Source organism: Pseudomonas sp. ASL4, assembly GCF_056680395.1.
Window position 1 is genome coordinate 2588211 of the sequence record NZ_CM155280.1, and the last position, 25159, is coordinate 2613369.

Sequence of the window (25159 nt, forward strand, 5' to 3'; positions counted from 1 at the left end):
TATGCGGGCGTGCCCATGATTACCCTGAAACTCAATGGTCAAGATCATCAACTCGATGTCACCGAGGATATGCCGCTGCTCTGGGCAATCCGCGATGTAGCCGGTTACAACGGCACCAAGTTCGGCTGTGGCATGGGCCTGTGCGGCGCCTGCACCATCCATATCGACGGTTTGCCGGCTCGCAGTTGCATCACGCCAATCGGTTCGGTGGTTGGCCAAAACGTCAGCACCATCGACAACCTGCACGCTGACCCCGTCGGCCAGATCGTCCAGCAAGCCTGGCTCGACACCGCCGTGGCCCAGTGCGGTTTCTGCCAGGGCGGGCAGATCATGTCCGCCACCGCGCTGCTCAAGACCAATTCCAATCCCAGCGACGAGCAGATCGAAGAAGCCATGGTCGGCAACATTTGCCGTTGCGGCACCTATAACCGCATCAAGACCGCCATCCGCCAGGCCTCCGCTCACCTGAAGGAGGCCAAGGCATGAGCCAGCTCCCGAATGATTTCGCGCTGAGCAACCTCAGCCGTCGCGGTTTTCTCAAAGGTGTGGGCGCCACCAGTGCGCTGGTGCTCGCCGCAAGTTGGGGCTGGCAGGACGCTTTCGCCGAAGACAAACCGAAGAAATTCGGTGCTGATGGGATGCCCAACGGCTGGATCGACGATCCGAAGGTCTACGTCAGCATTGCCGCCGACGGCACGGTGACCGTGGTCTGTAACCGTTCGGAAATGGGCCAGGGCGTGCGCACCAGCCTGAGCATGGTGGTGGCCGATGAACTGGACGCCGACTGGGCGCTGGTCAAGGTGCAACAGGCGCCGGGCGATGAAGTGCGCTTCGGCAACCAGGACACCGACGGCTCGCGCAGCATGCGCCATTGGTACGAACCGATGCGCCGTTGCGGTGCCGCCGCGCGGACCATGCTGGAGCAGGCCGCCGCCGAGCAGTGGAAAGTCCCGGTCGGCGAATGCCACGCAAACCTGCACAAGGTCATTCACCAGCCGACCGGTCGCGAACTGGGTTATGGCGCGTTGGCCGCCGCTGCCGGTGCGCTGGCGGTACCGGCCCGCGACAGCCTGCGGCTTAAGCAACCGTCGGAGTTTCGCTACATCGGCAAGGAAGGCGTGCGCGCCATCGACGGTGCTGACATCGTCAACGGTCGGGCGGTCTACGGTGCCGATGTGCATTTCGACGGCATGCTCTACGCGACCATCGCCCGGCCTGCGGTGTACGGCGGCAAGGTCAAATCTTTCGATGCCAGCGACGCGATGAAAGTCCCGGGCGTGATCAAGGTCTTGCAGATCGAAAGCCGTCCGCTGCCGTCCGAGTTCCAGCCACTGGGTGGCGTGGCCGTAGTGGCCAGCAACACCTGGGCCGCAATCAAGGGCCGCGAAGCGCTGAAAATCGAGTGGGACGACGGCCCGAACGCCAGTTACGACTCGATTGCCTATCGCAAAGAGCTGGAAGCCGCGTCCCTCAAACCCGGCAAAGTGGTGCGCAATACTGGCGACATCGACAAAGCCGTGGGGAGTGCCAACAGCACGTTGGAAGCGTCCTACTACTTACCGCATCTCGCGCAATCGCCGATGGAACCGATGGTCGCCATCGCCCGCTACAAGGATGGCGTGTGCGAAGCCTGGGCACCAAGCCAGGCGCCGCAAGTCACCCGCGAGCGGATTGGCGAACGCCTCGGCCTGCCCTTCGATAACGTCACGTTTAACGTCACCTTGCTGGGCGGTGGTTTCGGGCGTAAATCCAAGCCGGATTTCGTTGTCGAAGCGGCGATCCTCGCCAAGGAATTCCCCGGCAAGGCAGTGCGCGTGCAGTGGACTCGGGAAGACGACATCCATTGTTCGTATTTCCACACCGTGTCCGCCGAATACCTGAAGGCCAGCCTCGACAAGGACGGCATGCCGTCCGGCTGGTTGCACCGGACCGTCGCGCCGAGCATCACCGCGCTGTTCGCCCCCGGTATGAACCACGAGGCGGCGTTCGAGTTGGGCATGGGTTTTACCAACATGGCTTACGCGATCCCCAACGTGCGTCTGGAAAACCCGGAAGCGACGGTTCACACCCGGGTCGGCTGGTATCGCTCGGTGTCGAACATTCCCCACGGCTTCGCGATTCAGACCTTCGTTGATGAATTGGCCCACAAGGCTGGGCAAGATCCGCTCAAGTACCAGATCAAGTTGCTCGGCCCGGACCGTCAGATCGATCCGCGCACCTTGAGTGAAGAGTGGAACTACGGCGAATCCCCCGAGCGTTATCCGATCGACACCGCGCGGATGCGCACGGTACTGGAAACCGCCGCCAAGGCTGCCGGTTGGGGCCGCAAGTTGCCCAAGGGCCGAGGCTTGGGACTGGCGGTGCATTACAGCTTCGTCACCTATGTGGCGGCGGTGATCGAAGTGGAAGTCAAAGATGACGGCACTTTGATCGTGCACAAGGCTGACATCGCCGTCGATTGCGGCCCGCAGATCAACCCGGAGCGGATTCGCTCACAGTTCGAAGGCGCCTGCGTCATGGGCCTGGGCAACGCGGTACTGGGCGAAATCAGCTTCAAGGACGGCAAGGTTCAGCAGGACAACTTCCACATGTACGAAGTGGCGCGCATGTCCCTGGCGCCGAAAGAAGTCGCGGTGCATTTGGTCACGCCGCCGGGTGAGGTGCCGTTGGGCGGGGTCGGTGAACCGGGCGTGCCGCCGATTGCGCCGGCACTGTGCAACGCGATCTTTGCCGCCACCGGCAAACGCGTCCGCAGCCTGCCGGTTCGCTATCAATTGCAAGGCTGGCAGAAGGCTGACGCCTGATGGGCAGCGTCGATCTGAACGTTCTGCGCAGCGTGCTCGAATGGCGCCGCGCCGGCCAGCGAGTGGTGTTGTACAGCGTGGTCCAGACCTGGGGCACGGCGCCTAGGGCGCCGGGCGCCATGCTGGCCTTGCGTGAAGACGGCGTGGTAATTGGCTCGGTGTCGGGCGGTTGTGTCGAGGACGATCTGATCGCGCGGCTGCACGATGGCCGCATTCCAGCCGACGGACCGCCGGTACAGTTGATCACCTACGGCGTTACCCGTGAGGAGGCGGCGCGTTTCGGTTTGCCCTGTGGCGGCACGTTGCGCCTGACCGAGGAACGCGTCGGTGATCCGGCATGGGTTGCCGAGTTGCTGGCCCGTTGCGAGGCGCATGAAATCGTCTCGCGCTCGCTGGATCTCACGACCGGCGAAGTGCTTTTGCATTCGGCCAGCAAAACCGACGTGATAAGTTTTGACGGCAACACCTTGCGCGCCATTTACGGTCCGCGCTGGCGATTGTTGCTGATCGGTGCCGGGCAACTGTCGCGATACGTCGCGGAAATGGCTCGACTGCTGGATTTCGAAGTGCTGATCTGCGATCCACGCACCGAGTTCGTCTACGGCTGGGAAGAGCAACACGGTCGCTTCGTGCCGGGCATGCCCGACGAGGCCGTGCTGAACATCCAGACCGACGAACGCACGGCCATCGTCGCCCTGACCCACGACCCACGGCTGGATGACATGGCGCTGCTCACCGCCCTCGATTCCAAGGCGTTTTACGTCGGTGCCCTGGGTTCGCGGGTCAACAGCCTGAAGCGCCGAGACAACCTGGCTCAGCTAGGCTTGTCTGAACAGGCCATCAATCGGCTGCACGGCCCGATTGGTCTGCACATCGGCAGCCACTCTCCGGCGGAAATCGCCTTGTCGCTGCTGGCCGAGATTGTGGCGATCAAGAATGGCGTCGAGCTGAAGCAGAAGAAGCCGTTGCGGGAGGACGTATGAGTGAATCCATCGGCGTCATCGTGCTGGCGGCGGGGCAGGGCAGTCGGTTTCGGCAAGTCGCGGGTGCTGACAAGGACAAGCTGCTGGCCGACTGTGTCGGACGCGACGGCGCGGTGCGCTCGGTGATTGAGCAGGTGCTGGTGAATCTGCCAGCGTCGATTGAGACACGTGTGCTGGTGACCACCGAGGATCGCCCGCAGGTGATTCGCATGGCTCAGGCTTACGGTTACGAGATCGTATTGATCGAATCCACCGGCATGGGCGACAGCATTGCTGCGAGTGTTGCCGCCTGTTCGCAGCTCGGTGGCTGGCTGATTGCGCTCGGGGATATGCCGTTCATCCTGCCATCGAGTATCGAACGGGTGCTGGCAGGCATTGCGGACGATTGCATCAGCGTGCCGGTACACGAGGGCGAGTTCGGGCACCCCGTCGGGTTCGGGCGCAGTTTTGGTCCGGGGTTGATGGGGTTGTCGGGTGATCGTGGGGCCAAGCCGTTGTTCGCGCAGGCGAGGGTGGTCGAGGTGACGCTGGACGATCCTGGCGTGTTATGGGATGTGGATGTGCCTGAGAAACTGGTGTTTGGGTAAACACTTAGCCCATTCGTATTTATCGATGGGTGCCAGCTATAGAACTCGTTATTCAACGGGTTTTATCCCACTTACGATCATTTGACGTGTGGTGTCGAGTCCGACACCGCCTCCCTTCCTGTTGCTGAGGAAGACCTAACGGAGACGTCAATGCCGTACTTATTACTTTCACTCGCCGCCGTGTTCTGGGGCGGTAACTATGTTGTCGGCAAGTTGATGGTGGTGGACGTCGACCCGGTGCTGCTGTCACAACTTCGATGGCTCATAACCAGTGGGTTGCTGGTGTTGATCAACTATAAAGCGGTGATCGCCAGTTTGCCGGCGGCGCGCCAGTCATGGTTGACCCTGGTGATGTTGGCGGTGTGCGGGCAAGTTGTATTCCCGCTGACCTTGTACATCGGATTGCAGTACACCAGTTCTTTGAATGCCGCGATCTATCTGTCGGCCACGCCTTGCCTGGTCTTGGCCCTCAATCGTTTCGTTTTTGGTGATTTCATCTCCAGGTCGAACATGTTCGGCGTCCTCATCAGTACGGTCGGCGTGTTCTGGCTGGTGACCATGGGACATCTTTCCGATCTGAGCTTTCTGGAAGGCTTTAACAAAGGGGATTTCTGGACAATGGCCTCGGCCGTCAGTTGGGCTTTCTATTGTTCTTTTCTGCGGACAAAGCCCAAAACCATCGCCGGCAATGCGTTCGTGACTTATTGCGCCGTGGTGGGGGCGTTGTGCCTGATTCCATTCAGCGTCGGGGTTTTGATTTTGCACCCGGATCTGACGTTCAATTTGGGGGAGGGCGCTGCACCCTGGCTCGGTCTGGCCTATCTGGTGGTGTTCCCGTCCTGGCTTTCATACCTGTTCTGGAGCAAAGGCATCGGTGAAATCGGGGCTACACGCGGCGAGATCTTCACTCACTTGGTCCCATTGTCAGGTGGCTTGTTCAGCATTGTGTTTCTCGACGTTCAATTACACGCCTATCACCTGGTCAGCCTGGTGCTGATCGTTTTCGGGGTCATCCTCTGTTCGATCAAGCGGCGCGCATCAACTGAACTGCTCGCCAGGATCGCCTGATGTTTGTGAGCGATCCGGGTTTTCGAAGTCCAGCACCCATTGTGCCAAGGCCTTGGGTGCAGGCTTGCCGGGATGATCGAAAAATACGAATTCAGTGGTCAGTGAGCCATACGAATCGTTCGGGCGGTAGGTCTGCACCTGTTCGTTGTCGCAGCACGAATCGATCAGTGACAAGGGCACCAGAGCGACGCCCATGCCGTTGATCACGTTTGAAAACAACAGAGGATAAGAGCCGCACTCGATGATCTTTTTCGGGGTGATGCTTCCCGTCAGAAACAGCTCGTCGAGGTTGCGTTGCGAAGCGCTGCGCCGGCTGTTGACCAGGAATACCTGGCCGCTAAAGGCTTTCAGATCCTGGATGGCGGGCTGTGTCGCGCTGTAGATCAGGGCCAGTGGGTCATTGAACAACGTCACCCGGCGATAATGCGCAGGTGCGAAGCCGGCGCCGACAATCACCGCATCGAGTTTGTCAGCCTCAAGATCATTGAGCAGTGACTGGGTGTTACCAATGCTGATATCCACCGCCAGGCCGTCGGTATTGGCGACAATGCCTTGCAGCAGGTTCTGGCGAGTGATGGAGAGGTTCTCGATAACCCCCAGACGAACCCGCGTTTCGGTTTTGGCCTGGCTCAGGCTGGCTTGGGCGCGAGCGACCAGTTCGAGGATTTGTGAGGCGTAGGTATAGAGCTCCTTGCCTTGAGCCGTCATCGTGATGCCGCGGCCGGAGCGCTCGAACAACTTGGCGTCGAGCCGTGATTCGAGGGTCTTGATCCGAAAGGAAATACTGGATTGAGCGCGGTTCAACCTGATCGCGGCTTGCGTGACACTGCCATAGTCGACAATCGCCTTGAAGGCGTCCAGTTCAGCAATTTCCATCGTCATGCACTCTTTGCTCCATAACCGGCCGAAGACTTTCGGGCCGTGACAGGGCGTGCTTTGGGCCCTGCAAGCGCTCTATTCTGCCTGTTGGGCGACGCTTTCGTAATACTCGCCTGCCTATTTATGGACCGGCAAAAAAAAGCCCCGCCTGGATCACCAGGCGGGGCTTTTTAGTGGCCGATGGAATCAGACGAGAGGTTTAGGCTCGTGCTCTTTTTCCAGGGCTTGTTCGTGTTGCTGTACCGCATCCTGAACAGAGCGTGGTGCTTCGTCGATCACAGACTCAACCGGCTCGGCAGCAACGTCGGCAGTCGGGGCAGGGGCTGCCTCGACAACTTCAGCAGCAACCGGTGCAACTGTGGCAGCCAGTTCGGCTTCCTTCTGCAGACGCTCGGCTTCACGCTTGCGGCGACGCACTTCACGCGGGTCGTTCGGCGCACGGCCATTTTCGGTCAGGGCACTGGCTGGGGCGGCTTCGACCACCGGTGCAACCACTTCGGCTACAACCGGGGCTTCAACCACTGGAGCAGGCTCGGCAGCCACAACCACTGGCTCGGAGACCATCGCTTTAGCTACCGGAGCTTCAGCGACTGGCGCTGGCGCTTCAACGACTGGCTCTGCAACCCAGTTGAACGCGGTTTGCTCTTCACGAACTTCGCGGACAGCTTCGGTCACGGTCTCGGTGATCGTTTCGACAACCGGTTCTGCGACAACCACTGGCTCAGCGACGAAAGCAGGTTCGGCGGCAGCTTGAACTTCAGGCTGTGCTTCACGTACCGGTGCCACTTCAACTTCCGGAGCCGCTGGAGCTTCTACCGGAGTAGTCGCTTCAACAACCGGCGCTTCTACCGGGGCAGTTTCCTGCACGGCAGCGGTGGCGCGTTCGGCTTGCTCGTTAGCCTGGGCTTCAGCAGGAGCGCTGATCACGGTGCTGGCAACGGCCGCGGTAACAGCCAGGCCGGCGGCCAGATCGGCAACGCTTGGCGCTTTGTTGGTTTCGTTGGTTTCGCCTTCGGCGGACTCGGATTCTTCCGAACCTTCGATCACGTTGCCGTTGGCATCACGTTGACGCTCGCGACGGTTGCTGCGACGACGCTGGCCACGGGAGCGGCGGCGTGGACGATCGCCTTCGGCGCCTTCCTGACCGTCTTCCTGCAGTTGCTCTTCGTTGGTCAGCAGCTCTTCTTCGGCGACGGCGGCAACAGTTTCCTGTTCGGCACGTGGCTGACGTTCTTCACGCGGTGGGCGTGGAGCGCGTTCTTCGCGTGGCTGACGGGCTGGACGCTCTTCAGCGGTAGCATCAACGGCAGCGGCTGCAACAGCAGGAACGGCATCCAGTGGTTCACGCAGTTCACGAACCGGACGCTCTTCGCGGTCGCCACGTGGCTTTCGATCTTCACGTGGAGCGCGCGGTGCACGTTCTTCACGAGGGGCGCGTGGTGCGCGTTCTTCGCGAGCAACTACTGGCGTGGTGGTCTCTTCACGGGCTTCGCGTGGCTGACGCTCTTCACGCGGTTCACGTGGTGCGCGTTCTTCACGCGGTGCACGTTCCTCACGAGGCTTGCGTTCTTCATCGCGGCGACCATTACGGTTGCGGCTCTGCTGACGACCGTTGCGACGCTCTTCGTTACGCGCCGGACGCTCGGTGGTCGCTGGCTTCTCAACCACGACTGGAGCAACAGGCTCTTCTTTGGTCGCGAACAGGCTGACCAGCGACTTCACCAGGCCTTTGAACAGGCTTGGCTCTGGTACGGCAACCGGTGCAGCAACCGGAGCGACAGCGACGACTTCGGCCGGAACCGGAGCGTTGGCGCGGGCCGGTGCAGTCTTGACCGCGGCTTCCTGGCGAACCAGGGTGCGGGTCGCAGCGGCTGGCTGGACTTCTTCCACTTCGGCAGCGGCAGCAGCGATTTCGTAGCTGGACTGGTTGATGTGGGCTTCCGGGCTGTCATCGCGCAGACGCTGAACTTCGAAGTGCGGCGTTTCGAGGTGATCGTTCGGCAGAATGACGATGCGGGCACGGGTGCGCAGTTCGATCTTGGTGATCGAGTTGCGTTTTTCGTTGAGCAGGAACGCGGCCACCGGGATCGGCACTTGCGCGCGAACTTCGGCGGTGCGGTCTTTCAGGGCTTCTTCTTCGATCAGGCGCAGGATTGCCAGCGACAGCGATTCAACATCACGGATGATGCCGGTGCCGTTGCAACGCGGGCAAACGATGCCGCTGCTTTCGCCCAGCGATGGACGCAGGCGCTGACGGGACATTTCCAGCAGGCCGAAGCGCGAGATGCGACCGACTTGCACGCGAGCGCGGTCGGCTTCCAGGCATTCGCGGACTTTCTCTTCCACGGCGCGCTGGTTCTTGGCAGGAGTCATGTCGATGAAGTCGATGACGATCAGGCCGCCGATGTCGCGCAAGCGCAACTGACGGGCGATTTCTTCGGCGGCTTCAAGGTTGGTCTGCAGGGCGGTTTCTTCGATGTCGCTGCCTTTAGTGGCGCGCGCCGAGTTGATGTCGATGGACACCAGGGCTTCGGTCGGATCGATAACGATGGAGCCGCCGGAAGGCAGTTCAACGACGCGCTGGAAAGCGGTCTCGATCTGGCTTTCGATCTGGAAACGGTTGAACAGCGGAACGCTGTCTTCGTACAGCTTGATCTTGCTGGCGTACTGCGGCATCACCTGGCGGATGAAGGTCAGGGCTTCGTCCTGGGCTTCAACGCTGTCGATCAGCACTTCGCCGATGTCCTGGCGCAGGTAATCGCGGATGGCGCGGATGATCACGTTGCTTTCCTGGTAGATCAGGAACGGCGCGGAGCGATCCAGCGAGGCTTCTTTGATAGCGGTCCACAGTTGTAGCAGGTAGTCGAGGTCCCACTGCATTTCTTCGCTGCTGCGGCCCAGGCCGGCAGTGCGAACGATCAGACCCATGTCGGCTGGAGCAACCAGACCGTTCAGGGCTTCACGCAGTTCGTTGCGCTCTTCGCCTTCGATGCGACGGGAGATACCGCCGGCACGCGGGTTGTTCGGCATCAGAACCAGGTAACGACCGGCCAGGCTGATGAAAGTGGTCAGGGCTGCGCCTTTGTTGCCACGTTCTTCTTTTTCGACCTGAACGATGACTTCCTGGCCTTCGGTCAGGACGTCCTTGATGTTGACGCGGCCTTCGGGGGCTTTCTTGAAGTATTCGCGGGAGATTTCTTTGAGGGGCAGGAAGCCGTGGCGCTCAGAGCCGAAATCGACAAAGGCAGCCTCAAGGCTTGGTTCGATGCGAGTAATCCGGCCTTTATAGATGTTGGCCTTTTTCTGCTCGCGTGCACCGGATTCGATGTCCAGGTCGTAGAGGCGTTGGCCATCTACCAGTGCAACACGCAACTCTTCGGGTTGAGTTGCGTTAATCAGCATTCTTTTCATGTAGTACCGTCGGTTTCCGGGCTGCCGGAAACGGCGTTCGGCACACACGACTTCTCACGGTCGGTGTCAGGTGCGTCAGGAGTGTGGTTGGACACTCCAGTGTCTAGCGATGTCCGGCCAATGTGGGCCGGCGTCGCGACGTACGCGTCCTGCTTGCTGTGGCTACTTAAGCACTCAGTCAGGAGGAGGAATCAACCAGCGGCTGTGGACGAGATGAAGCGTCTTGATAAAGCCTATTGCTACACAGTCCAGCGGTTGTGCATCTCCACCCTACACGTATCCCTGATAATTCGGGTGCTGCCGCGCGCAGAATCCGCAGCGGGTTGGCATTTACCGTGAGCTCCGAAAGGGGAGGTCACGCATCATGGCTAATTTAGGCGTTGTTTCCGAAGCGTTCGCTCGGGGTCATTCGCAGCTGACTGCACTTTGTGAACTGGCCATGAATATTGGCTCGCAAGGCGAGTGAAAACTCTGCTTTGCCGCTTGATTCAGGCCTCATGTCACCTGCGCTCGTTACACCTGCAAACTCCACCGTTACGTAGCGAAAGCCCCGTAGGACGGCCTCGCGTCCTGGTGAATTGCGTTGGTCAGGGCCGGTTTTTGACCGTTAGTCCGCTGTCCAGGCCGCTTTTGGCGGCGTTCGCGACTATAGCAGCAATGATTAAGTGCTTCAATTCCATAAAAAATTGTTATCATCCGCGCCATGACGACTACTGCCCCTTCGACCCCAGCCGTACAACTGCTGGAGGTCTCGCCGGAATATGCCGGCCAACGCATTGATAACTTCCTTCTCGCTCGGCTCAAAGGCGTGCCCAAGACCTTGATTTACCGCATTTTGCGTAAAGGCGAAGTGCGAGTGAACAAAGGTCGGATCAAGCCCGAATACAAGCTGCAGGCGGGCGATATCGTGCGCGTGCCGCCGGTTCGCGTGCCTGAGCGCGATGAGCCAGTGCCACTGGCACAAGGCCTGCTCCAGCGCCTCGAAGCCTCGATTGTCTTCGAGGACAAGGCCCTGATTGTGATCAACAAGCCTTGCGGCATCGCTGTTCACGGCGGTAGCGGCTTGACTTACGGGGTGATCGAAGCCTTTCGTCAGTTGCGTCCTGATTGCAAGGAGCTCGAGCTGGTTCATCGTCTCGACCGTGACACCTCCGGCCTGCTGATGATCGCCAAAAAACGCAGCATGCTGCGTCACTTGCACACGGCATTGCGCGGTGATGGTATCGATAAGCGCTATATGGCACTGGTCCGCGGTAACTGGGCGGCCTCGATCAAGCAAGTCCGTGCGCCGCTGGGCAAGAGCAATCTGCGCTCCGGCGAGCGCATGGTCGAGGTCGACGAGGAGGAGGGCAAGGAGTCTGTGACCGTGTTCAAGGTCCTGCGTCGTTTCGGCGATTTTGCCACCCTGATCGAAGCCAAACCGATCACCGGCCGGACTCACCAGATCCGCGTCCATACCTTGCACGCCGGACACTGCATTGCTGGCGACACCAAGTACGGCGATGACGATTTCAGCAAGGAAATTCGTGACCTGGGTGGCAAGCGCCTGTTCCTCCACGCCTACATGCTGACCGTGCCGTTGCCTGATGGCGGCGAGCTGAAGCTGCAGGCGCCTGTGGATGAGATGTGGGCCAAGACTGTGGAGCGCCTGAGTGCACCCATCTGATTACAAACTGCTGATTTTCGATTGGGACGGCACCCTGGCCGATTCCATTGGTCGGATTGTCGAGGCGATGCATGTCGCTTCCGAGCGTTCCGGTTTTCCGTTGTGCGATGACTTTGCCGTCAAAGGCATCATCGGCCTTGGGTTGCCCGAGGCCATTCGCACGTTGTACCCGGAAATCGACGATGACGAACTGATAGCGTTCCGTCAGCACTATGCCGATCACTACATCGCCGCAGAGGCTGTGCCTTCGCCGTTGTTTGAGGGTGTGGTCGAGTCGATGGCAGCGTTTCGGGCTCAGGGTTACCGTTTGGCGGTGGCTACCGGCAAGGCTCGTCGCGGGCTGGATCGGGTACTCAAGGCGCACGGCTGGGAAACCTATTTCGATATCACCCGTGCGGCGGATGAAACTGCCAGCAAGCCTCACCCTCTCATGCTTGAAGAGATCCTCGCTCATTGCGATGTGCCGGCGGCACAGGCGCTAATGGTCGGGGATTCGTCTTTTGACCTGCAGATGGCGCGTAACGCCGGCATGGATTCGGTTGCGGTGAGTTATGGCGCCCAATCCATCGAAGCGCTGAAGTTGTTCGAGCCGAAGCTGGCCATTGATCGTTTTTCAGAATTGCACGCCTGGCTCAACCGGGCTTAATACGTTTTTGCTGGGGTAGATGGCATGACCGACGAATGGAAAGCGCCTGCCAAGGCAAGCGCGGATGGCGGTGACGATAAGAGCTGGAAGCTGCTGGAAAAGACCTTGCTGGCCAGCGTGCAGGAACAGCGTCGCTCCCGTCGCTGGGGGATTTTCTTCAAGCTGCTGACCTTTGTGTACCTGTTTGCGGCGTTGCTGTTGTTCACGCCGCTGATGGACATGGAAAAAAGCGCCACCCGCGGCTCCAGTTACACAGCGTTGATCGACGTGAATGGCGTGATCGCCGACAAGGAATCTGCCAGCGCCGACAACATCGTTGGCAGTCTGCGTGCAGCCTTTGAAGACACCAAGGTCAAGGGCGTGATCCTGCGCATCAACAGCCCGGGCGGCAGTCCGGTGCAGTCGGGTTACGTGTACGACGAGATCAAACGCCTGCGTGGTCTGCACCCGGATACCAAGGTGTATGCGGTGATTTCCGATCTGGGCGCTTCCGGCGCTTATTACATCGCCAGTGCGGCGGACGAGATCTATGCCGACAAGGCGAGCCTGGTAGGTTCCATTGGTGTGACGGCGGCCGGCTACGGTTTTGTCGGGACCATGGAGAAGCTTGGTGTCGAACGTCGCACCTACACCTCTGGCGAGCACAAATCGTTCCTCGATCCGTTTCAGCCGCAGAAGCCTGAGGAAACTCAGTTCTGGCAGGGCGTGCTCGATACCACGCACCAGCAGTTCATCAACAGTGTGAAGAAGGGGCGTGGCGATCGTCTCAAGGACAAAGAGCATCCGGAGTTGTTCTCCGGGTTGGTCTGGTCTGGCGAGCAGGCGCTGCCGCTGGGCTTGATCGATGGGCTGGGTAACACCAGCTCAGTCGCGCGTGACGTGATCGGCGAGAAAGAACTGGTGGACTTCACTATTCAGGAGTCGACGTTTGATCGCTTCTCGAAGAAGCTCGGTGCCAGCGTGGCCGAGCAGTTGGCGATGTGGATGGGGTTTCATGGCCCGTCATTGCGATAAGTCTCTTTGATGCACAAAAGAACCGGCCTTCGTGGCCGGTTTTTTTTAAGTCAAAAGATCGCAGCCTTCGGCGGCGGCCACAGGCATGTAGGGGTTGCCGAAGGCTGCGGTCTTTTGATCTTTTGCCGCTCAGGGGATCTGCACACCTTCAGCCAACAACATATCAATCAAGCGAATCAGTGGCAGCCCGATCAGGCTGGTGGCGTCAGGGCCTTCGGTGCTTTGAAACAGGCTCACCCCCAAACCTTCGGCCTTGAAGCTGCCAGCGCAGTCGTAGGGCTGCTCTGCGCGTAGATAGCGCTCGATGCGCGCCTGATCGAGTGTGCGCATGTGGACGGTGAAGGGCACGCAATCGACCTGGCACTGGCCGGTCTGGCTATTGAGCAGCGCCAGGCCGGTCAGGAAGGTCACGCTGGCGCCGCTGGAGGCCAGTAACTGCTCACGAGCCTTTTCGAAGGTGTGGGGTTTGCCGATAATCCGTTCGCCGAGTACCGCCACTTGGTCTGAGCCGATGATCAGATGAGCGGAATGACTGCCGGCCAGTGCGCGCGCTTTCTCTTCGGCCAGGCGTTTTACCAGGTCGATTGCGGATTCGTCGTGACGGTGGCTTTCGTCAATGTCTGGCGAGCTGCAGGTGAATTCAAGCTGCAGGCGGGCCAGCAATTCCCGGCGATAAACCGAGCTTGAAGCGAGTAATAAAGGCAGCATGCGCATCTCCAAAAGGCAGGGGCGAATTCTAGCGAGGCTTCCAAGTGACGGACAGGGTTGAATTTCCTTTGACATGGCTGGGTGCATCCCTATAATGCTGCGCCTATGTTGAATGACCCGATTCCACCTCACGTTGACCCGCGCAAATTGGCTGATCGTGGCACCACCCTTCAAGGTGAAATGCTGCTGGCCGATTTGGAGAGACTCTGCGACCCGCTTTCCGACACTGTCGGTACGGTGCAGGCTAAATTCGTTTTTGAACGAGATGAACGTAAATCTGTGGTCATCCACAGCTTTATCGACACCGAGGTCAAAATGGTTTGCCAGCGTTGTCTTGAGCTGGTCACCCTGCCGATCCATAGCGAATGCAGTTATGCTGTGGTGAAGGAGGGTGCGAATACCCAGTCGTTGCCGAAAGGTTATGACGTGCTGGAACTGGGCGAAGATCCATTGGATCTGCAGTCACTGATCGAGGAGGAGCTTCTGCTCGCCTTGCCCATTGTGCCTGCTCATCATCCGGAAGAATGCCAGCAGCCGGCGGGTCTCGATGAGCCCGAACCGAGCGAGGACGAGGTAACGCGGTCCAACCCGTTCAGTGTATTGGCGCAGTTAAAGCGTGACCCAAACGTTTAGGAGTTAATCAATTATGGCTGTTCAGCAGAACAAAAAATCCCGCTCTGCCCGTGACATGCGTCGTTCGCACGACGCCCTGACGGCAAGCACTCTGTCTGTAGAAAAAACCACCGGTGAAATTCACCTGCGTCACCACGTATCGCCAGAAGGCGTATACCGTGGCCGTAAAGTGATCGACAAGGGCGCTGACGAGTAATCACTTGTCTGCTCAAGTCATCGCGATTGACGCAATGGGCGGGGACTTCGGTCCCCGCAGCATTGTTCAGGCCAGCCTTGCTTGCCTGTCTGCTACGCCCTCGCTGCACCTGACCCTCGTCGGTCAAGCCACCCTTTTAGAAGAGCTGCTCTCCAGTCATCCGGCTGTGGATCGCGCGCGCCTGTCGATTACGCCGGCGTCCGAAGTCATCGCCATGGACGAAAAGCCTGCCCAGGCCTTGCGTGGCAAACCTGATTCGTCAATGCGCGTGGCGCTAGAGTTGCTGCGTGATGGCAAGGTTCAGGCCTGTGTCAGCGCCGGCAATACCGGGGCGCTGATGGCGTTGTCGCGGTTTGTGCTCAAGACCTTGCCGGGCATCGATCGGCCGGCGATGGTCGCGGCCATTCCGACCCAGAAGGGTTATTGCCAGTTGCTCGACCTGGGCGCCAATGTCGATTGCAGTGCCGAGCACTTGCTGCAGTTCGCGATCATGGGGTCGGTGGCGGCAGAAACCCTGGGTGTCGTTCGCCCGCGTGTGGCGTTGCTGAACATCGGCACCGAAGACATCAAGGGCAATCAGCAGGTCAAGCTTGCTGCAACATTGTTGCAAAGTGCCCGTGGTATCAATTACATCGGTTTTGTCGAAGGCGACGGTTTGTACCGGGGCGAGGCGGACGTGGTGGTGTGTGACGGCTTTGTCGGCAATATCCTGCTCAAGTCCAGCGAAGGCCTGGCGACCATGATCGCCGGGCGCATCGAAGCCTTGTTCAGGAAAAACCTGGCGTCGAAAATAGTCGGTGCACTGGCGTTGCCGCTGATGAAGCGCTTGCAGGCGGATCTGGCCCCGGCACGGCACAATGGCGCAAGCTTTCTCGGCTTGCAGGGTATCGTGGTCAAAAGCCATGGTTCGGCCGGGGTGCAGGGTTTTCAGAGTGCGATACAGCGCGCACTGATCGAAATTCAGGAAAACCTCCCGGAGCGGCTTCACGGTCGTCTGGAGGATTTGTTGCCTTAGGCGTTTTCGTCGGACAATGCTTAAATGTGACCGCTCAGTTCAATTGGCCATCCAACTGTCAGTTTCTTGCGTCCCCCAAGCGGGACGTCAATTCTCCGACGACAAGATCATTAGGGGCTTGTTACATGTCTGCTTCCCTCGCATTCGTCTTTCCAGGACAGGGTTCGCAGTCCCTCGGCATGCTGGCCGAGTTGGGCGCGCAACATCCGATTGTCCTCGAAACATTCAAAGAAGCTTCCGATGCCCTGGGTTACGACCTGTGGGCACTGACCCAGCAAGGGCCGGAAGAGCAACTCAATCAAACCGATAAAACCCAGCCAGCCATTCTGACGGCCTCGATCGCCTTGTGGCGTCTGTGGTTGGCAGAAGGCGGCGCGCGTCCGGCTTACGTTGCCGGTCACAGCCTGGGCGAATACAGCGCCCTGGTAGCTGCAGGCAGCCTGAGCCTGGGCGACGCCGTTAAACTGGTTGAGCGTCGTGGCCAGTTGATGCAGGAAGCCGTTCCGGCCGGGCAGGGCGGCATGGCCGCTATCCTCGGCCTGGAAGATGCCGATGTGCTGGCAGCCTGTGCCGAAGCGGCGCAAGGCGAAGTGGTCAGTGCGGTCAACTTCAATTCCCCTGGCCAGGTTGTTATCGCTGGTGCAAAGGCTGCGGTCGAGCGCGCTATCGAAGGCTGCAAGGCCCGTGGTGCAAAGCGCGCCATGCCATTGCCGGTCAGCGTGCCGTCCCACTGCGAACTGATGCGTCCGGCGGCCGAACGGTTTGCCGAGTCCATCGCTGCCATTGATTGGCAGGCGCCGAAGATTCCGGTGGTGCAGAACGTCAGCGCCAGCGTGCCGGCCGATCTGGAAACCCTCAAGCGCGATTTGCTTGAACAGCTCTACAAGCCTGTGCGCTGGGTTGAATCAGTCCAGGCACTGGCTGCCAAGGGCGCGACCCAATTGGTCGAGTGCGGTCCAGGCAAAGTGCTTGCCGGTCTGAACAAACGCTGCGCCGAAGGCGTGTCGACATCCAACCTCAATACCCCAGACGCTTTCGCTGCCGCCCGTGCAGCGTTGGTCTGAATCAGGAGAAGCTTGCATGAGTCTGCAAGGTAAAGTTGCACTGGTCACCGGCGCGAGCCGCGGTATCGGCCAGGCTATCGCCCTGGAACTGGGTCGTCAGGGCGCCATCGTCATCGGCACCGCGACCTCCGCCTCGGGTGCCGAGCGCATTGCCGCTACCCTGAAAGAAAATGGTATCCAGGGCACTGGCCTGGAACTCAACGTCACCAGCGACGAGTCCGTTGCTGCGGTACTGGCGAGCATCAGTGCACAGTTCGGTGCGCCGGCGATCCTGGTCAATAATGCTGGCATCACCCGCGATAATCTGATGATGCGCATGAAAGATGACGAATGGCATGACGTCGTCGATACCAACCTGAACAGTCTGTTTCGCCTGTCCAAGGGCGTTCTGCGCGGCATGACCAAAGCCCGTTGGGGACGAATTATCAGTATTGGCTCTGTTGTGGGTGCCATGGGCAACGCAGGCCAAGTAAACTACGCAGCCGCCAAGGCCGGTCTGGAAGGTTTCAGCCGTGCACTGGCGCGTGAAGTCGGTTCGCGTTCGATTACGGTAAACTCGGTGGCCCCTGGGTTCATCGACACCGATATGACCCGCGAACTGCCCGAGGCGCAGCGTGAAGCCTTGCAGACGCAGATTCCGCTGGGCCGTCTGGGGCAAGCTCAAGAGATCGCGTCTGTGGTCGCTTTTCTTGCTTCCGACGGTGCGGCTTACGTTACTGGGGCTACAATCCCGGTGAACGGCGGGATGTACATGAGTTAAATGTGACGGATTGCTTCAAAAAAATGTCATACGAGCTGTCTAAAATCCGTTATAAAGCTGCAATCTATTTATAGGCAGAGGGTCCCTGGGTTTGAGGAGTGAAGCTTTCAGTTGAAAAACTGAAAAGTCTTTCTATACACTTACCCACTGGCCAGCTGCCTGAATTTGTCCATTAGGAGTGAAAACAAGGTATGAGCACCATCGAAGAGCGCGTCAAGAAAATCGTTGCTGAGCAACTGGGCGTTAAAGAAGAAGAAGTGGTCAACACTGCTTCCTTCGTTGAAGACCTGGGTGCCGACTCCCTTGACACCGTTGAGCTGGTGATGGCTCTGGAAGAGGAATTCGAGACCGAAATCCCTGACGAAGAAGCTGAGAAGATCACTACTGTACAAGCTGCAATCGATTACGTTACTAACCACCAGGCTTAATAGCTTGTAATCGTTGCTTGCTGTCATGGAAAAACCGCACTGCCATCACGGCGTGCGGTTTTTTCTTTAGGCCTGATGCAAAGTCGTCATTTGAAAAAGGAGAGTGCTGTGTCGCGTAGACGCGTCGTAGTCACCGGTATGGGTATGTTGTCGCCACTGGGCACGGATGTGCCGAGCAGTTGGCAGGGCATTCTGGCTGGCCGCAGTGGCATTGGTCTGATCGAACACACCGACCTTTCTGCCTATTCCACCCGCTTTGGCGGCTCGGTAAAGGGCTTCAATGTCGAGGAGTATCTGTCGGTCAAGGAAGCTCGCAAGCTCGACCTGTTCATTCAATACGGTCTGGCCGCAGGGTTCCAGGCTGTGCGCAACTCCGGTCTGGAAGTCACTGACGCCAACCGCGAGCGCATCGGCGTGGCCATGGGTTCGGGTATTGGCGGTTTGACCAATATCGAAGAAACCAGCCGCACGCTGCATGATTCCGGCCCTCGTCGAATTTCACCGTTCTTCGTGCCTGGCTCGATCATCAATATGATTTCCGGTTTCCTGTCCATCCACTTGGGTGCACAGGGACCTAACTACGCCATCGCCACCGCATGTACCACCGGTACGCACTGCATCGGCATGGCGGCACGCAACATCATGTACGACGAAGCCGACGTGATGATTGCCGGCGGCGCCGAGATGGCGGCCTGCGGTCTGGGCATGGGCGGCTTCGGTGCCTCCCGCGCGCTGTCGACCCGCAACGACGAACCAGCCCGCGCCAGCCGTCCATGGGACAAGGGCCGTGATGGCTTCGTGTTGTCTGACGGTGCCGGTGCACTGGTTCTCGAAGAACTGGAGCACGCCAAGGCTCGCGGCGCGACGATCTACGCCGAGCTGATCGGGTTTGGCACCAGTGGCGATGCCTACCACATGACTTCGCCTCCCGCCGATGGCGCCGGTGCTGCACGTTGCATCACCAATGCCCTGCGCGACGCCAAGATCAATGGCGACCAGGTTCAGTACATCAATGCCCACGGCACCTCGACTTCGGCCGGCGACCTCGCCGAAGCCCGTGCGATCAAGTCGGTGTTTGGCGACCACGCTTACAAACTGGCGGTCAGTTCGACCAAGTCCATGACCGGTCACCTGCTGGGTGCAGCGGGCGCGGTCGAGGCGATCTTCAGTGTGCTGGCGATCAACAGCCAGGTAGCGCCGCCGACCATCAACCTTGATGAGCCGGACGAAGGCTGCGACCTCGATTTTGTGCCGCACACCGCGCGCAACATGGATATCGATGTGGTGCTGTCCAACTCCTTCGGGTTTGGCGGTACCAACGGCTCGCTGGTGTTCCGCCGGTTCGCTGACTGATGGACAGCTGGGTCGACGGTCAGCCGGCTGACGCTCTGTCGCTGAAGGATCGCGGCCTGGCTTACGGTGATGGTCTGTTCGAGACTATCGCTGTGAGGAGTGGGCAACCGTTGTTGCTGGATCGGCATCTGTCGCGTCTGGCTGACGGCTGTTCGCGCCTGGCGATCGCTGCCGATCACCTGTTGATTCGCAGCGAGTTGCAAGCCTATGCCGCCGTGCTGGGTGAAGGCGTGCTCAAACTCATCCTCACCCGCGGCGACGGATTGCGCGGTTACGCCCCCGATCCTGCGGCCCGCGCCCGGCGCATTCTGCAAGGCAATCCTCCCGCTGCTTATCCTGTTATTCATGGGGAGCAGGGCGTTCGTTTGTTCCCTTGTGCGACACGATTGTCCAAACAACCTTTGCTCGCCGGCCTCAAGCACCTGAATCGACTTGAACAGGTTATCGCCCGTTCCGAGTGGCAAGACGCCGAGCACGCCGAAGGCTTGATGCTCGATCAGGCTGGTCGCGTGATCGAATGTGTCTTCAGCAATCTGTTCATGGTCCGCGATGGCGTACTGATCACTGCCGATCTCAAACGTTGCGGCGTGGCCGGCGTGATGCGCGCTGAGTTATTGTTTCAGGCTGCGTCATTGGGAATCCCCACGCAAATTACCGACATCAGCCTCGATCAGCTGCAATGGGCCGATGAAGTCTTCATCTGCAACAGCGTGTATGGCATCTGGCCGGTGCGCGCCTATGCAGCACTGAGCTGGTCGGTTGGCCCGCTCACCCGTAAACTCCAAACCATTGCCCGCGCGCTACTGGATGCTTGATACGTGAGACGTAAATTCTTGCTGCTGCTGGAAACCGGACTGGTTCTGGCGGGGCTGCTGTTGGGCGCTTCGGCCTGGAAAATCAATTCGGCGCTGGAACAGCCGCTGAACATCACCCAGGAAGAACTGCTGGAGGTGCCCAAAGGCTCTACGCCGACCGGCACATTCATTCGACTCGAAACCGATGGCGTCATCAAAGACGCGTTCTGGTTGCGCGTCTATTGGCGTTTCAACCTCGCCGGCACACCGATCCACAGTGGTGAGTACCGCATGCTGCCCGGCATGACCGTCGACGGTTTGATCGATCTGTGGAAGCGCGGCGAAGTGGTGCAGTACAGCGTGACACTGGTCGAGGGCTGGAATTTCCGTCAGGTCCGCGCGGCGCTGGCCAAGGACGACAAGCTCAAACAAACCCTGACGGGGCTGACTGATACGCAAGTGATGGACAAGCTGGGCCATAGCGGAATTTTCCCTGAGGGCCGCTTCTTTCCGGACACTTACAGCTTTGTGCGTGGCATGTCCGACGCCGAGCTGCTGAAAAAAGCCTATGACCGACTCGACGAAGTACTCGCCAAGGAGTGGGACAAACGATCCGTTGACGCGCCGTACACCGAACCCTATCAGGCGCTGATCATGGCCTCGCTGGTGGAGAAGGAAACCGGCGTGCCACAAGAACGTGGGCAGATCGCCGGCGTCTTTGTGCGACGGATGGCGATCGGCATGTTGCTGCAGACCGATCCGACGGTGATCTATGGCCTCGGTGATCGTTACCAGGGCAAGTTGACTCGCGCCCATCTCAAGGAAGCGACGCCGTATAACACCTATATGATCTCCGGCCTGCCGCCGACGCCGATTGCCATGGTCGGCCGTGAAGCGATTCATGCGGCGTTGAACCCGGTGGCCGGCAACAGCCTGTATTTCGTGGCTCGCGGTGACGGCAGCCATGTGTTCTCCGATGACCTGGACGCCCACAACACGGCAGTGCGCGAGTTCCAGCTCAAGCGTCGTGCCGATTACCGTTCCAGCCCGGCACCGGCCAACGCTCCGGTGACGCCGGATGCCGAAACGCCGATACCCGCCGCATCCCCCGATACCGCGGCCGAAGAAGTGCCTCAGGTGCCGACGCAGAAGCCCGCTCCTGCACCGACGGCCGCGCCTGAACCATCACCGCCAACACCAGCGCCGGCGCCAGAACCCGCACCCGCGCCTGTGCCGGATGCACCCGCGCCGCAAAGCCCGCAATGACTCTGATTAAGGACTGCCTGTGACTGGCTTGTTTATTACCCTCGAAGGCCCTGAAGGCGCCGGCAAGAGCACCAATCGCGAATACCTGGCCGAGCGCCTGCGCGCCGCCGGTATCGAAGTGCTGTTGACCCGCGAGCCGGGTGGTACGCCGTTGGCCGAGCGCATCCGCGAAGTGCTGCTGGCGCCGGTGGACGAAGTCATGAACCCCGACACGGAGCTGTTGCTGGTGTTTGCCGCGCGAGCCCAGCATCTGGCCGAGGTGATTCGCCCGGCGCTGGCGCGGGGCGCGGTGGTCTTGTGTGACCGTTTTACCGACTCGACTTACGCTTATCAGGGTGGCGGTCGCGGTTTGTCGCTGGAGCGCATCGCGACGCTGGAAACCTTCGTCCAAGGTGACTTGCGCCCGGACCTGACGCTGATTTTCGATCTGCCGGTAGAAGTCGGCCTGGCCCGCGCCAGTGCGCGCGGTCGACTGGATCGCTTCGAACTCGAAGGTCGAGCCTTTTTCGATGCTGTGCGCAGTGCTTTTCTCAAGCGTGCTGAAGCAGATCCTGCGCGTTATGTGCTGGTGGATGCTGCCCAGACGTTGCCGCAGGTTCAGCAGTCGCTGGATGCGTTGTTGCCGCGCTTGTTGGAGTTGACCCGTGGCTGAGGCCTACCCATGGCAGGACGCCCTCTGGCAGCAATTGGCGGGGCGTAAACAGCACGCTCACGCGTATTTGCTGCATGGCCCGGCCGGAATCGGCAAGCGTGCCTTGGCCGAACGGCTGATGGCGCATTTGCTGTGTCAGCGTCCAACCGCGCAGGATGCTTGCGGTGAGTGCAAATCCTGCCTGTTGCTCAAGGCCGGCAGTCACCCCGACAACTACATCCTCGAGCCGGAAGAGGCGGACAAGGCGATCAAGGTCGATCAGGTCCGTGATCTGGTCGGCTTCGTGGTTCAGACTGCACAGATGGGCGGGCGCAAAGTGGTGTTGATCGAGCCGGCAGAGTCGATGAACGTCAACGCCGCCAACGCCTTGCTCAAAAGTCTTGAAGAGCCGTCCGGCGATACGGTGTTGCTGCTGGTCAGCCACCAGACCAGTCGTTTGCTGCCAACGATCAAGAGCCGCTGCCAGCAGCAGGCCTGTCCGCTGCCGAGCGAGGCGATGAGCCTGGCCTGGTTGGCGACGGCGCTGCCGGATTGCTCGCAAGAAGAACGCGTCGAACTGTTGACCCTCGCCGCCGGTTCGCCATTGGCCGCGGTCAAGTTGCAGACCCAGGGTGTGCGCGAACAGCGTTTGCTGGTGGTTGAAGGCGTGAAGCAGTTGCTCAAACAGCAGAAATCACCGACCCAGCTTGCGGAAGAATGGAAAAGCATCCCGCAATTGCTGTTGTTCGACTGGTTCTGCGATTGGTCGAGCCTGATCCTGCGTTATCAGTTGACCCAGGATGAGGAAGGCCTGGGCCTGACGGACATGCGCAAGGTCATCCAATACCTGGCGCAGAAAACCGCGCAGGGCAAAGTGCTCGCCATTCAGGACTGGATCCTCGCCCAGCGTCAGAAAGTGATGAGCAAAGCCAACCTCAATCCGGCGTTGCTGCTTGAGGCGCTGCTGGTGCAATGGGCCTCTTTGCCTATCCAGAAGTGACCGTGTGCGCCTAGACTCTGACCATCAGCAGTGGAGGTCAGCATGAATGAACCGCTCAACACCGGACCCCGTAACGGCATCTTGTCCCTGACCATCAAGGACAAGTCCGTGCTGTACGCCGCCTACATGCCGTTCATCAAGAACGGTGGCCTGTTCATCCCGACCAACAAAAGCTACAAGCTGGGGGATGAAGTGTTCATGTTGCTGAACCTGATGGACGAGGCGGAAAAAATTCCGGTCGCCGGCAAAGTTACCTGGATCACTCCCAAAGGTGCGCAGGGTAACCGGGCCGCCGGAGTTGGCGTGCAGTTCAATGACGGTGACAACACCGCCCGCAGTCGAATCGAAACCCATCTGGCCGGAGCCCTGAAATCCGACCGTCCCACTCATACGATGTAAGTTGCAGCCCTTTATGCTCGTAGATTCCCATTGTCACCTTGATCGCCTCGACCTCGCCGCCCATGACGGCTCTCTGGATGCCGCACTCGATGCCGCGCGTCAGCGCGGGGTAGGGCACTTTCTGTGTATCGGCGTCAGCGTCGAAAATGCCGCCGATGTCAAAGCCCTGGCCGAGCGCTATGACGACGTCGATTGTTCGGTGGGCGTGCATCCGCTGGATGTTCAACCCGGTGCCGCGCCCGCGCTCGATTGGCTGCTGCAGGAGCTGAATCATCCACGCGTGGTGGCGATCGGTGAAACCGGCCTGGATTATCACTACGAGCCGGAAGCGGCCGAGCTCCAGCAGGAATCGTTCCGCCTGCACCTGCAAGCCGCCCAGCAGACCGGCAAACCGGTGATCATCCACACCCGCGGTGCTCGCGCCGATACCTTGAACCTGTTGCGCGAGGCCGCATTGCCGCAGGCTGGCGTGCTGCATTGCTTTACCGAAGACTGGGACATGGCCAAGGCAGCGCTGGACATGGGCTATTACATTTCTCTGTCCGGGATTGTGACCTTCCGCAATGCCGATGCCCTGCGCGACGTCGCGAGCAAAGTGCCGGCCGACCGTTTGCTGGTGGAAACCGATTCGCCGTACCTGGCGCCGATCCCTTATCGCGGCAAACCGAACCTGCCGCAATATGTGCGGGAAGTGGCAGAGTTTCTGGCGATGCTGCGCGGTGAGTCCTACGAGCGTTTTGCCGAGCAGACGACGGAAAACTTCAAGCGACTGTTCCCGCTTGCGCATGTGAAAGGTTAAATCGCAGGCAAAAAAAACCCGGGTTCTGGGGGGTGAATCCGGGTTAAGACCATTAGGAGTAAAACAAAGGTACGCGGTCCGTTGGTACCTATATCGGCGCGACACTTGGGGGAGATGCCTCGCCGACAGTTCAAGTATTGATCAGTATTGCGCCGACGCCAGTTTCGCCGCCCCGGTTTTTAAACAAATTTGGAATACGGGCGCTTCGGAAGAGTTCTCATCAATCGTCGACCCTGCATGAAATCATCAAGAAACACAGATATGCTCGGATGATCCGTGCATTTTGGCGCAAGTTAGGCATAATACGCGGCTTCGAATTTTGACCCCAACAGACCTTTTCTTATGCATAAAGAACCTCGTAAGGTCCGTGAGTTTCGTCGCCGCGAGCAAGAAATTCTCGATACCGCGCTCAAGCTGTTCCTCGAACTAGGTGAAGACAGTGTCACCGTCGAGATGATTGCTGATGCCGTCGGTATCGGCAAAGGCACGATCTACAAGCACTTCAAATCCAAGGCGGAGATCTACCTGCGCCTGATGCTCGATTACGAGCGCGATTTGAACGAGCTGTTGCATTCGGCCGATGTCGACAAGGACAAGGAAGCCCTGTCCCGGGCCTACTTCGAATTCCGCATGCGCGATCCGCAACGCTATCGCTTGTTCGATCGCCTGGAAGAAAAGGTGGTCAAGGGCAACCAGGTGCCGGAGATGGTCGTGGAGCTGCACAAGATCCGTGCCTCGAACTTCGAACGCCTGACCCTGCTGATCAAGGGCCGGATCAGCGAAGGCAAGCTCGAAGACGTGCCGCCGTATTTCCATTACTGCGCGTCCTGGGCGCTGGTGCACGGCGCCGTGGCGCTGTATCACTCGCCGTTCTGGAGCAATGTGCTGGAAGATCAGGAAGGCTTCTTCCAGTTCCTGATGGACATCGGCGTGCGCATGGGCAACAAGCGCAAGCGCGATACCGACACGCCAAGCAGCTAAATCATTCAGCGCCCTTATTGCGCCATTATTTCGCTACATGGCGCAGTACCGCAGGAATATACTCAGGCTTAGGA

Annotated in this window: 25 protein-coding genes; 22 read left to right on the forward strand and 3 right to left on the reverse strand. The window is 59.5% G+C overall.

Annotated features, from left to right (window positions below; translation table 11 throughout):
• Window positions 1-15: 15 nt before the first annotated feature.
• The 5 genes from AC1MEW_RS11775 to AC1MEW_RS11795 all read left to right on the forward strand — a co-directional run bounded on the left by AC1MEW_RS11775 (window position 16) and on the right by AC1MEW_RS11795 (window position 5442).
• Window positions 16-486 carry a (2Fe-2S)-binding protein gene (locus tag AC1MEW_RS11775; RefSeq protein WP_201205767.1) on the forward strand — a complete coding sequence of 157 codons (471 nt, stop codon included), beginning with the start codon at window positions 16-18 and terminating at the stop codon, window positions 484-486.
• Window positions 483-2804 (forward strand): xanthine dehydrogenase family protein molybdopterin-binding subunit, encoded by a 2322-nt coding sequence (locus AC1MEW_RS11780; protein ID WP_480426333.1) that lies wholly within the window; start codon window positions 483-485, stop codon window positions 2802-2804. The genes AC1MEW_RS11775 and AC1MEW_RS11780 overlap by 4 nt, the downstream gene beginning before the upstream one ends.
• Window positions 2804-3787, forward strand: coding sequence for an XdhC family protein (locus AC1MEW_RS11785; protein WP_480426336.1), 984 nt, complete (start codon window positions 2804-2806; stop codon window positions 3785-3787). The genes AC1MEW_RS11780 and AC1MEW_RS11785 overlap by 1 nt, the downstream gene beginning before the upstream one ends.
• Window positions 3784-4374, forward strand: a complete 591-nt coding sequence (locus AC1MEW_RS11790; protein WP_480426338.1) for a nucleotidyltransferase family protein — start codon at window positions 3784-3786, stop codon at window positions 4372-4374. Before AC1MEW_RS11785 ends, AC1MEW_RS11790 begins: the two co-directional genes overlap by 4 nt.
• Before the next feature lie 150 nt (window positions 4375-4524).
• Window positions 4525-5442, forward strand: a complete 918-nt coding sequence (locus tag AC1MEW_RS11795; RefSeq protein WP_322269334.1) for a DMT family transporter — start codon at window positions 4525-4527, stop codon at window positions 5440-5442.
• Here AC1MEW_RS11795 and AC1MEW_RS11800 read toward each other — a convergent pair.
• Entirely contained in the window at window positions 5413-6324 is a 912-nt protein-coding gene (locus AC1MEW_RS11800; protein ID WP_480426340.1) for a LysR family transcriptional regulator, read from the reverse strand. The two genes, AC1MEW_RS11795 and AC1MEW_RS11800, sit on opposite strands and share 30 nt — an antisense overlap.
• 183 nt (window positions 6325-6507) lie before the next feature.
• The gene (gene rne, locus AC1MEW_RS11805) at window positions 6508-9732 is read right to left on the reverse strand and encodes a ribonuclease E (RefSeq protein WP_201256097.1); all 3225 of its coding nucleotides are present in this window, start codon (window positions 9730-9732) and stop codon (window positions 6508-6510) included.
• 703 nt (window positions 9733-10435) lie between these two features.
• Between rne and rluC the strand changes: the two genes are divergently transcribed.
• The 3 genes from rluC to sppA are packed head-to-tail and all read left to right on the forward strand — an operon-like array spanning window position 10436 to window position 13058.
• The gene (rluC, locus tag AC1MEW_RS11810) at window positions 10436-11398 is read left to right on the forward strand and encodes a 23S rRNA pseudouridine(955/2504/2580) synthase RluC (RefSeq protein WP_201205757.1); all 963 of its coding nucleotides are present in this window, start codon (window positions 10436-10438) and stop codon (window positions 11396-11398) included.
• Window positions 11385-12044 (forward strand): HAD-IA family hydrolase, encoded by a 660-nt coding sequence (locus AC1MEW_RS11815; RefSeq protein WP_480426343.1) that lies wholly within the window; start codon window positions 11385-11387, stop codon window positions 12042-12044. Before rluC ends, AC1MEW_RS11815 begins: the two co-directional genes overlap by 14 nt.
• A gap of 24 nt (window positions 12045-12068) precedes the next feature.
• Window positions 12069-13058, forward strand: coding sequence for a signal peptide peptidase SppA (sppA, locus tag AC1MEW_RS11820; protein WP_201205753.1), 990 nt, complete (start codon window positions 12069-12071; stop codon window positions 13056-13058).
• A 129-nt stretch (window positions 13059-13187) separates the two neighbouring features.
• On the opposite strand, the gene AC1MEW_RS11825 is transcribed toward sppA, so the two are convergent.
• On the reverse strand, window positions 13188-13766 hold the full coding sequence (locus AC1MEW_RS11825; RefSeq protein WP_201205751.1) for a Maf family protein: 579 nt from the start codon (window positions 13764-13766) through the stop codon (window positions 13188-13190).
• A 105-nt stretch (window positions 13767-13871) separates the two neighbouring features.
• Here AC1MEW_RS11825 and AC1MEW_RS11830 point away from each other — a divergent pair, with 105 nt between their 5' ends.
• The 14 genes from AC1MEW_RS11830 (at window position 13872) to AC1MEW_RS11895 (ending at window position 25085) form a co-directional block, all read left to right on the forward strand.
• Window positions 13872-14399 carry a YceD family protein gene (locus tag AC1MEW_RS11830; RefSeq protein ID WP_008152342.1) on the forward strand — a complete coding sequence of 176 codons (528 nt, stop codon included), beginning with the start codon at window positions 13872-13874 and terminating at the stop codon, window positions 14397-14399.
• Window positions 14400-14412: 13 nt separating this feature from the next.
• Entirely contained in the window at window positions 14413-14595 is a 183-nt protein-coding gene (rpmF, locus tag AC1MEW_RS11835; protein WP_008152339.1) for a 50S ribosomal protein L32, read from the forward strand.
• 4 nt (window positions 14596-14599) lie between these two features.
• Complete coding sequence (gene plsX, locus AC1MEW_RS11840; protein WP_201205749.1) at window positions 14600-15610, forward strand: phosphate acyltransferase PlsX; 1011 nt, start codon at window positions 14600-14602, stop codon at window positions 15608-15610.
• A gap of 125 nt (window positions 15611-15735) precedes the next feature.
• Complete coding sequence (gene fabD, locus AC1MEW_RS11845) at window positions 15736-16674, forward strand: ACP S-malonyltransferase (protein ID WP_201205746.1); 939 nt, start codon at window positions 15736-15738, stop codon at window positions 16672-16674.
• Between the two features lie 16 nt (window positions 16675-16690).
• Window positions 16691-17434 carry a 3-oxoacyl-ACP reductase FabG gene (fabG, locus tag AC1MEW_RS11850; protein ID WP_201191512.1) on the forward strand — a complete coding sequence of 248 codons (744 nt, stop codon included), beginning with the start codon at window positions 16691-16693 and terminating at the stop codon, window positions 17432-17434.
• 191 nt (window positions 17435-17625) lie between these two features.
• Window positions 17626-17862, forward strand: coding sequence for an acyl carrier protein (gene acpP, locus AC1MEW_RS11855; RefSeq protein WP_003442511.1), 237 nt, complete (start codon window positions 17626-17628; stop codon window positions 17860-17862).
• A 108-nt stretch (window positions 17863-17970) separates the two neighbouring features.
• A complete protein-coding gene (gene fabF, locus AC1MEW_RS11860) occupies window positions 17971-19215 on the forward strand; it encodes a beta-ketoacyl-ACP synthase II (protein WP_201205744.1) in 1245 nt (414 codons plus the stop codon).
• Window positions 19215-20030, forward strand: a complete 816-nt coding sequence (pabC, locus tag AC1MEW_RS11865; RefSeq protein ID WP_480426347.1) for an aminodeoxychorismate lyase — start codon at window positions 19215-19217, stop codon at window positions 20028-20030. Before fabF ends, pabC begins: the two co-directional genes overlap by 1 nt.
• 3 nt (window positions 20031-20033) lie before the next feature.
• Complete coding sequence (gene mltG / locus AC1MEW_RS11870; RefSeq protein ID WP_201205740.1) at window positions 20034-21275, forward strand: endolytic transglycosylase MltG; 1242 nt, start codon at window positions 20034-20036, stop codon at window positions 21273-21275.
• Between the two features lie 19 nt (window positions 21276-21294).
• Window positions 21295-21927 carry a dTMP kinase gene (gene tmk, locus AC1MEW_RS11875; RefSeq protein WP_480426349.1) on the forward strand — a complete coding sequence of 211 codons (633 nt, stop codon included), beginning with the start codon at window positions 21295-21297 and terminating at the stop codon, window positions 21925-21927.
• Window positions 21920-22906: a DNA polymerase III subunit delta' gene (locus AC1MEW_RS11880; protein WP_201205736.1), complete on the forward strand. Its 987-nt coding sequence runs from the start codon at window positions 21920-21922 to the stop codon at window positions 22904-22906. Before tmk ends, AC1MEW_RS11880 begins: the two co-directional genes overlap by 8 nt.
• A gap of 42 nt (window positions 22907-22948) precedes the next feature.
• Window positions 22949-23305 carry a PilZ domain-containing protein gene (locus AC1MEW_RS11885; RefSeq protein ID WP_123406950.1) on the forward strand — a complete coding sequence of 119 codons (357 nt, stop codon included), beginning with the start codon at window positions 22949-22951 and terminating at the stop codon, window positions 23303-23305.
• 13 nt (window positions 23306-23318) lie between these two features.
• A complete protein-coding gene (locus AC1MEW_RS11890) occupies window positions 23319-24104 on the forward strand; it encodes a TatD family hydrolase (protein ID WP_323570372.1) in 786 nt (261 codons plus the stop codon).
• Between the two features lie 342 nt (window positions 24105-24446).
• A complete protein-coding gene (locus AC1MEW_RS11895) occupies window positions 24447-25085 on the forward strand; it encodes a TetR/AcrR family transcriptional regulator (protein ID WP_201191498.1) in 639 nt (212 codons plus the stop codon).
• The last annotated feature ends 74 nt before the right edge of the window (window positions 25086-25159 follow it).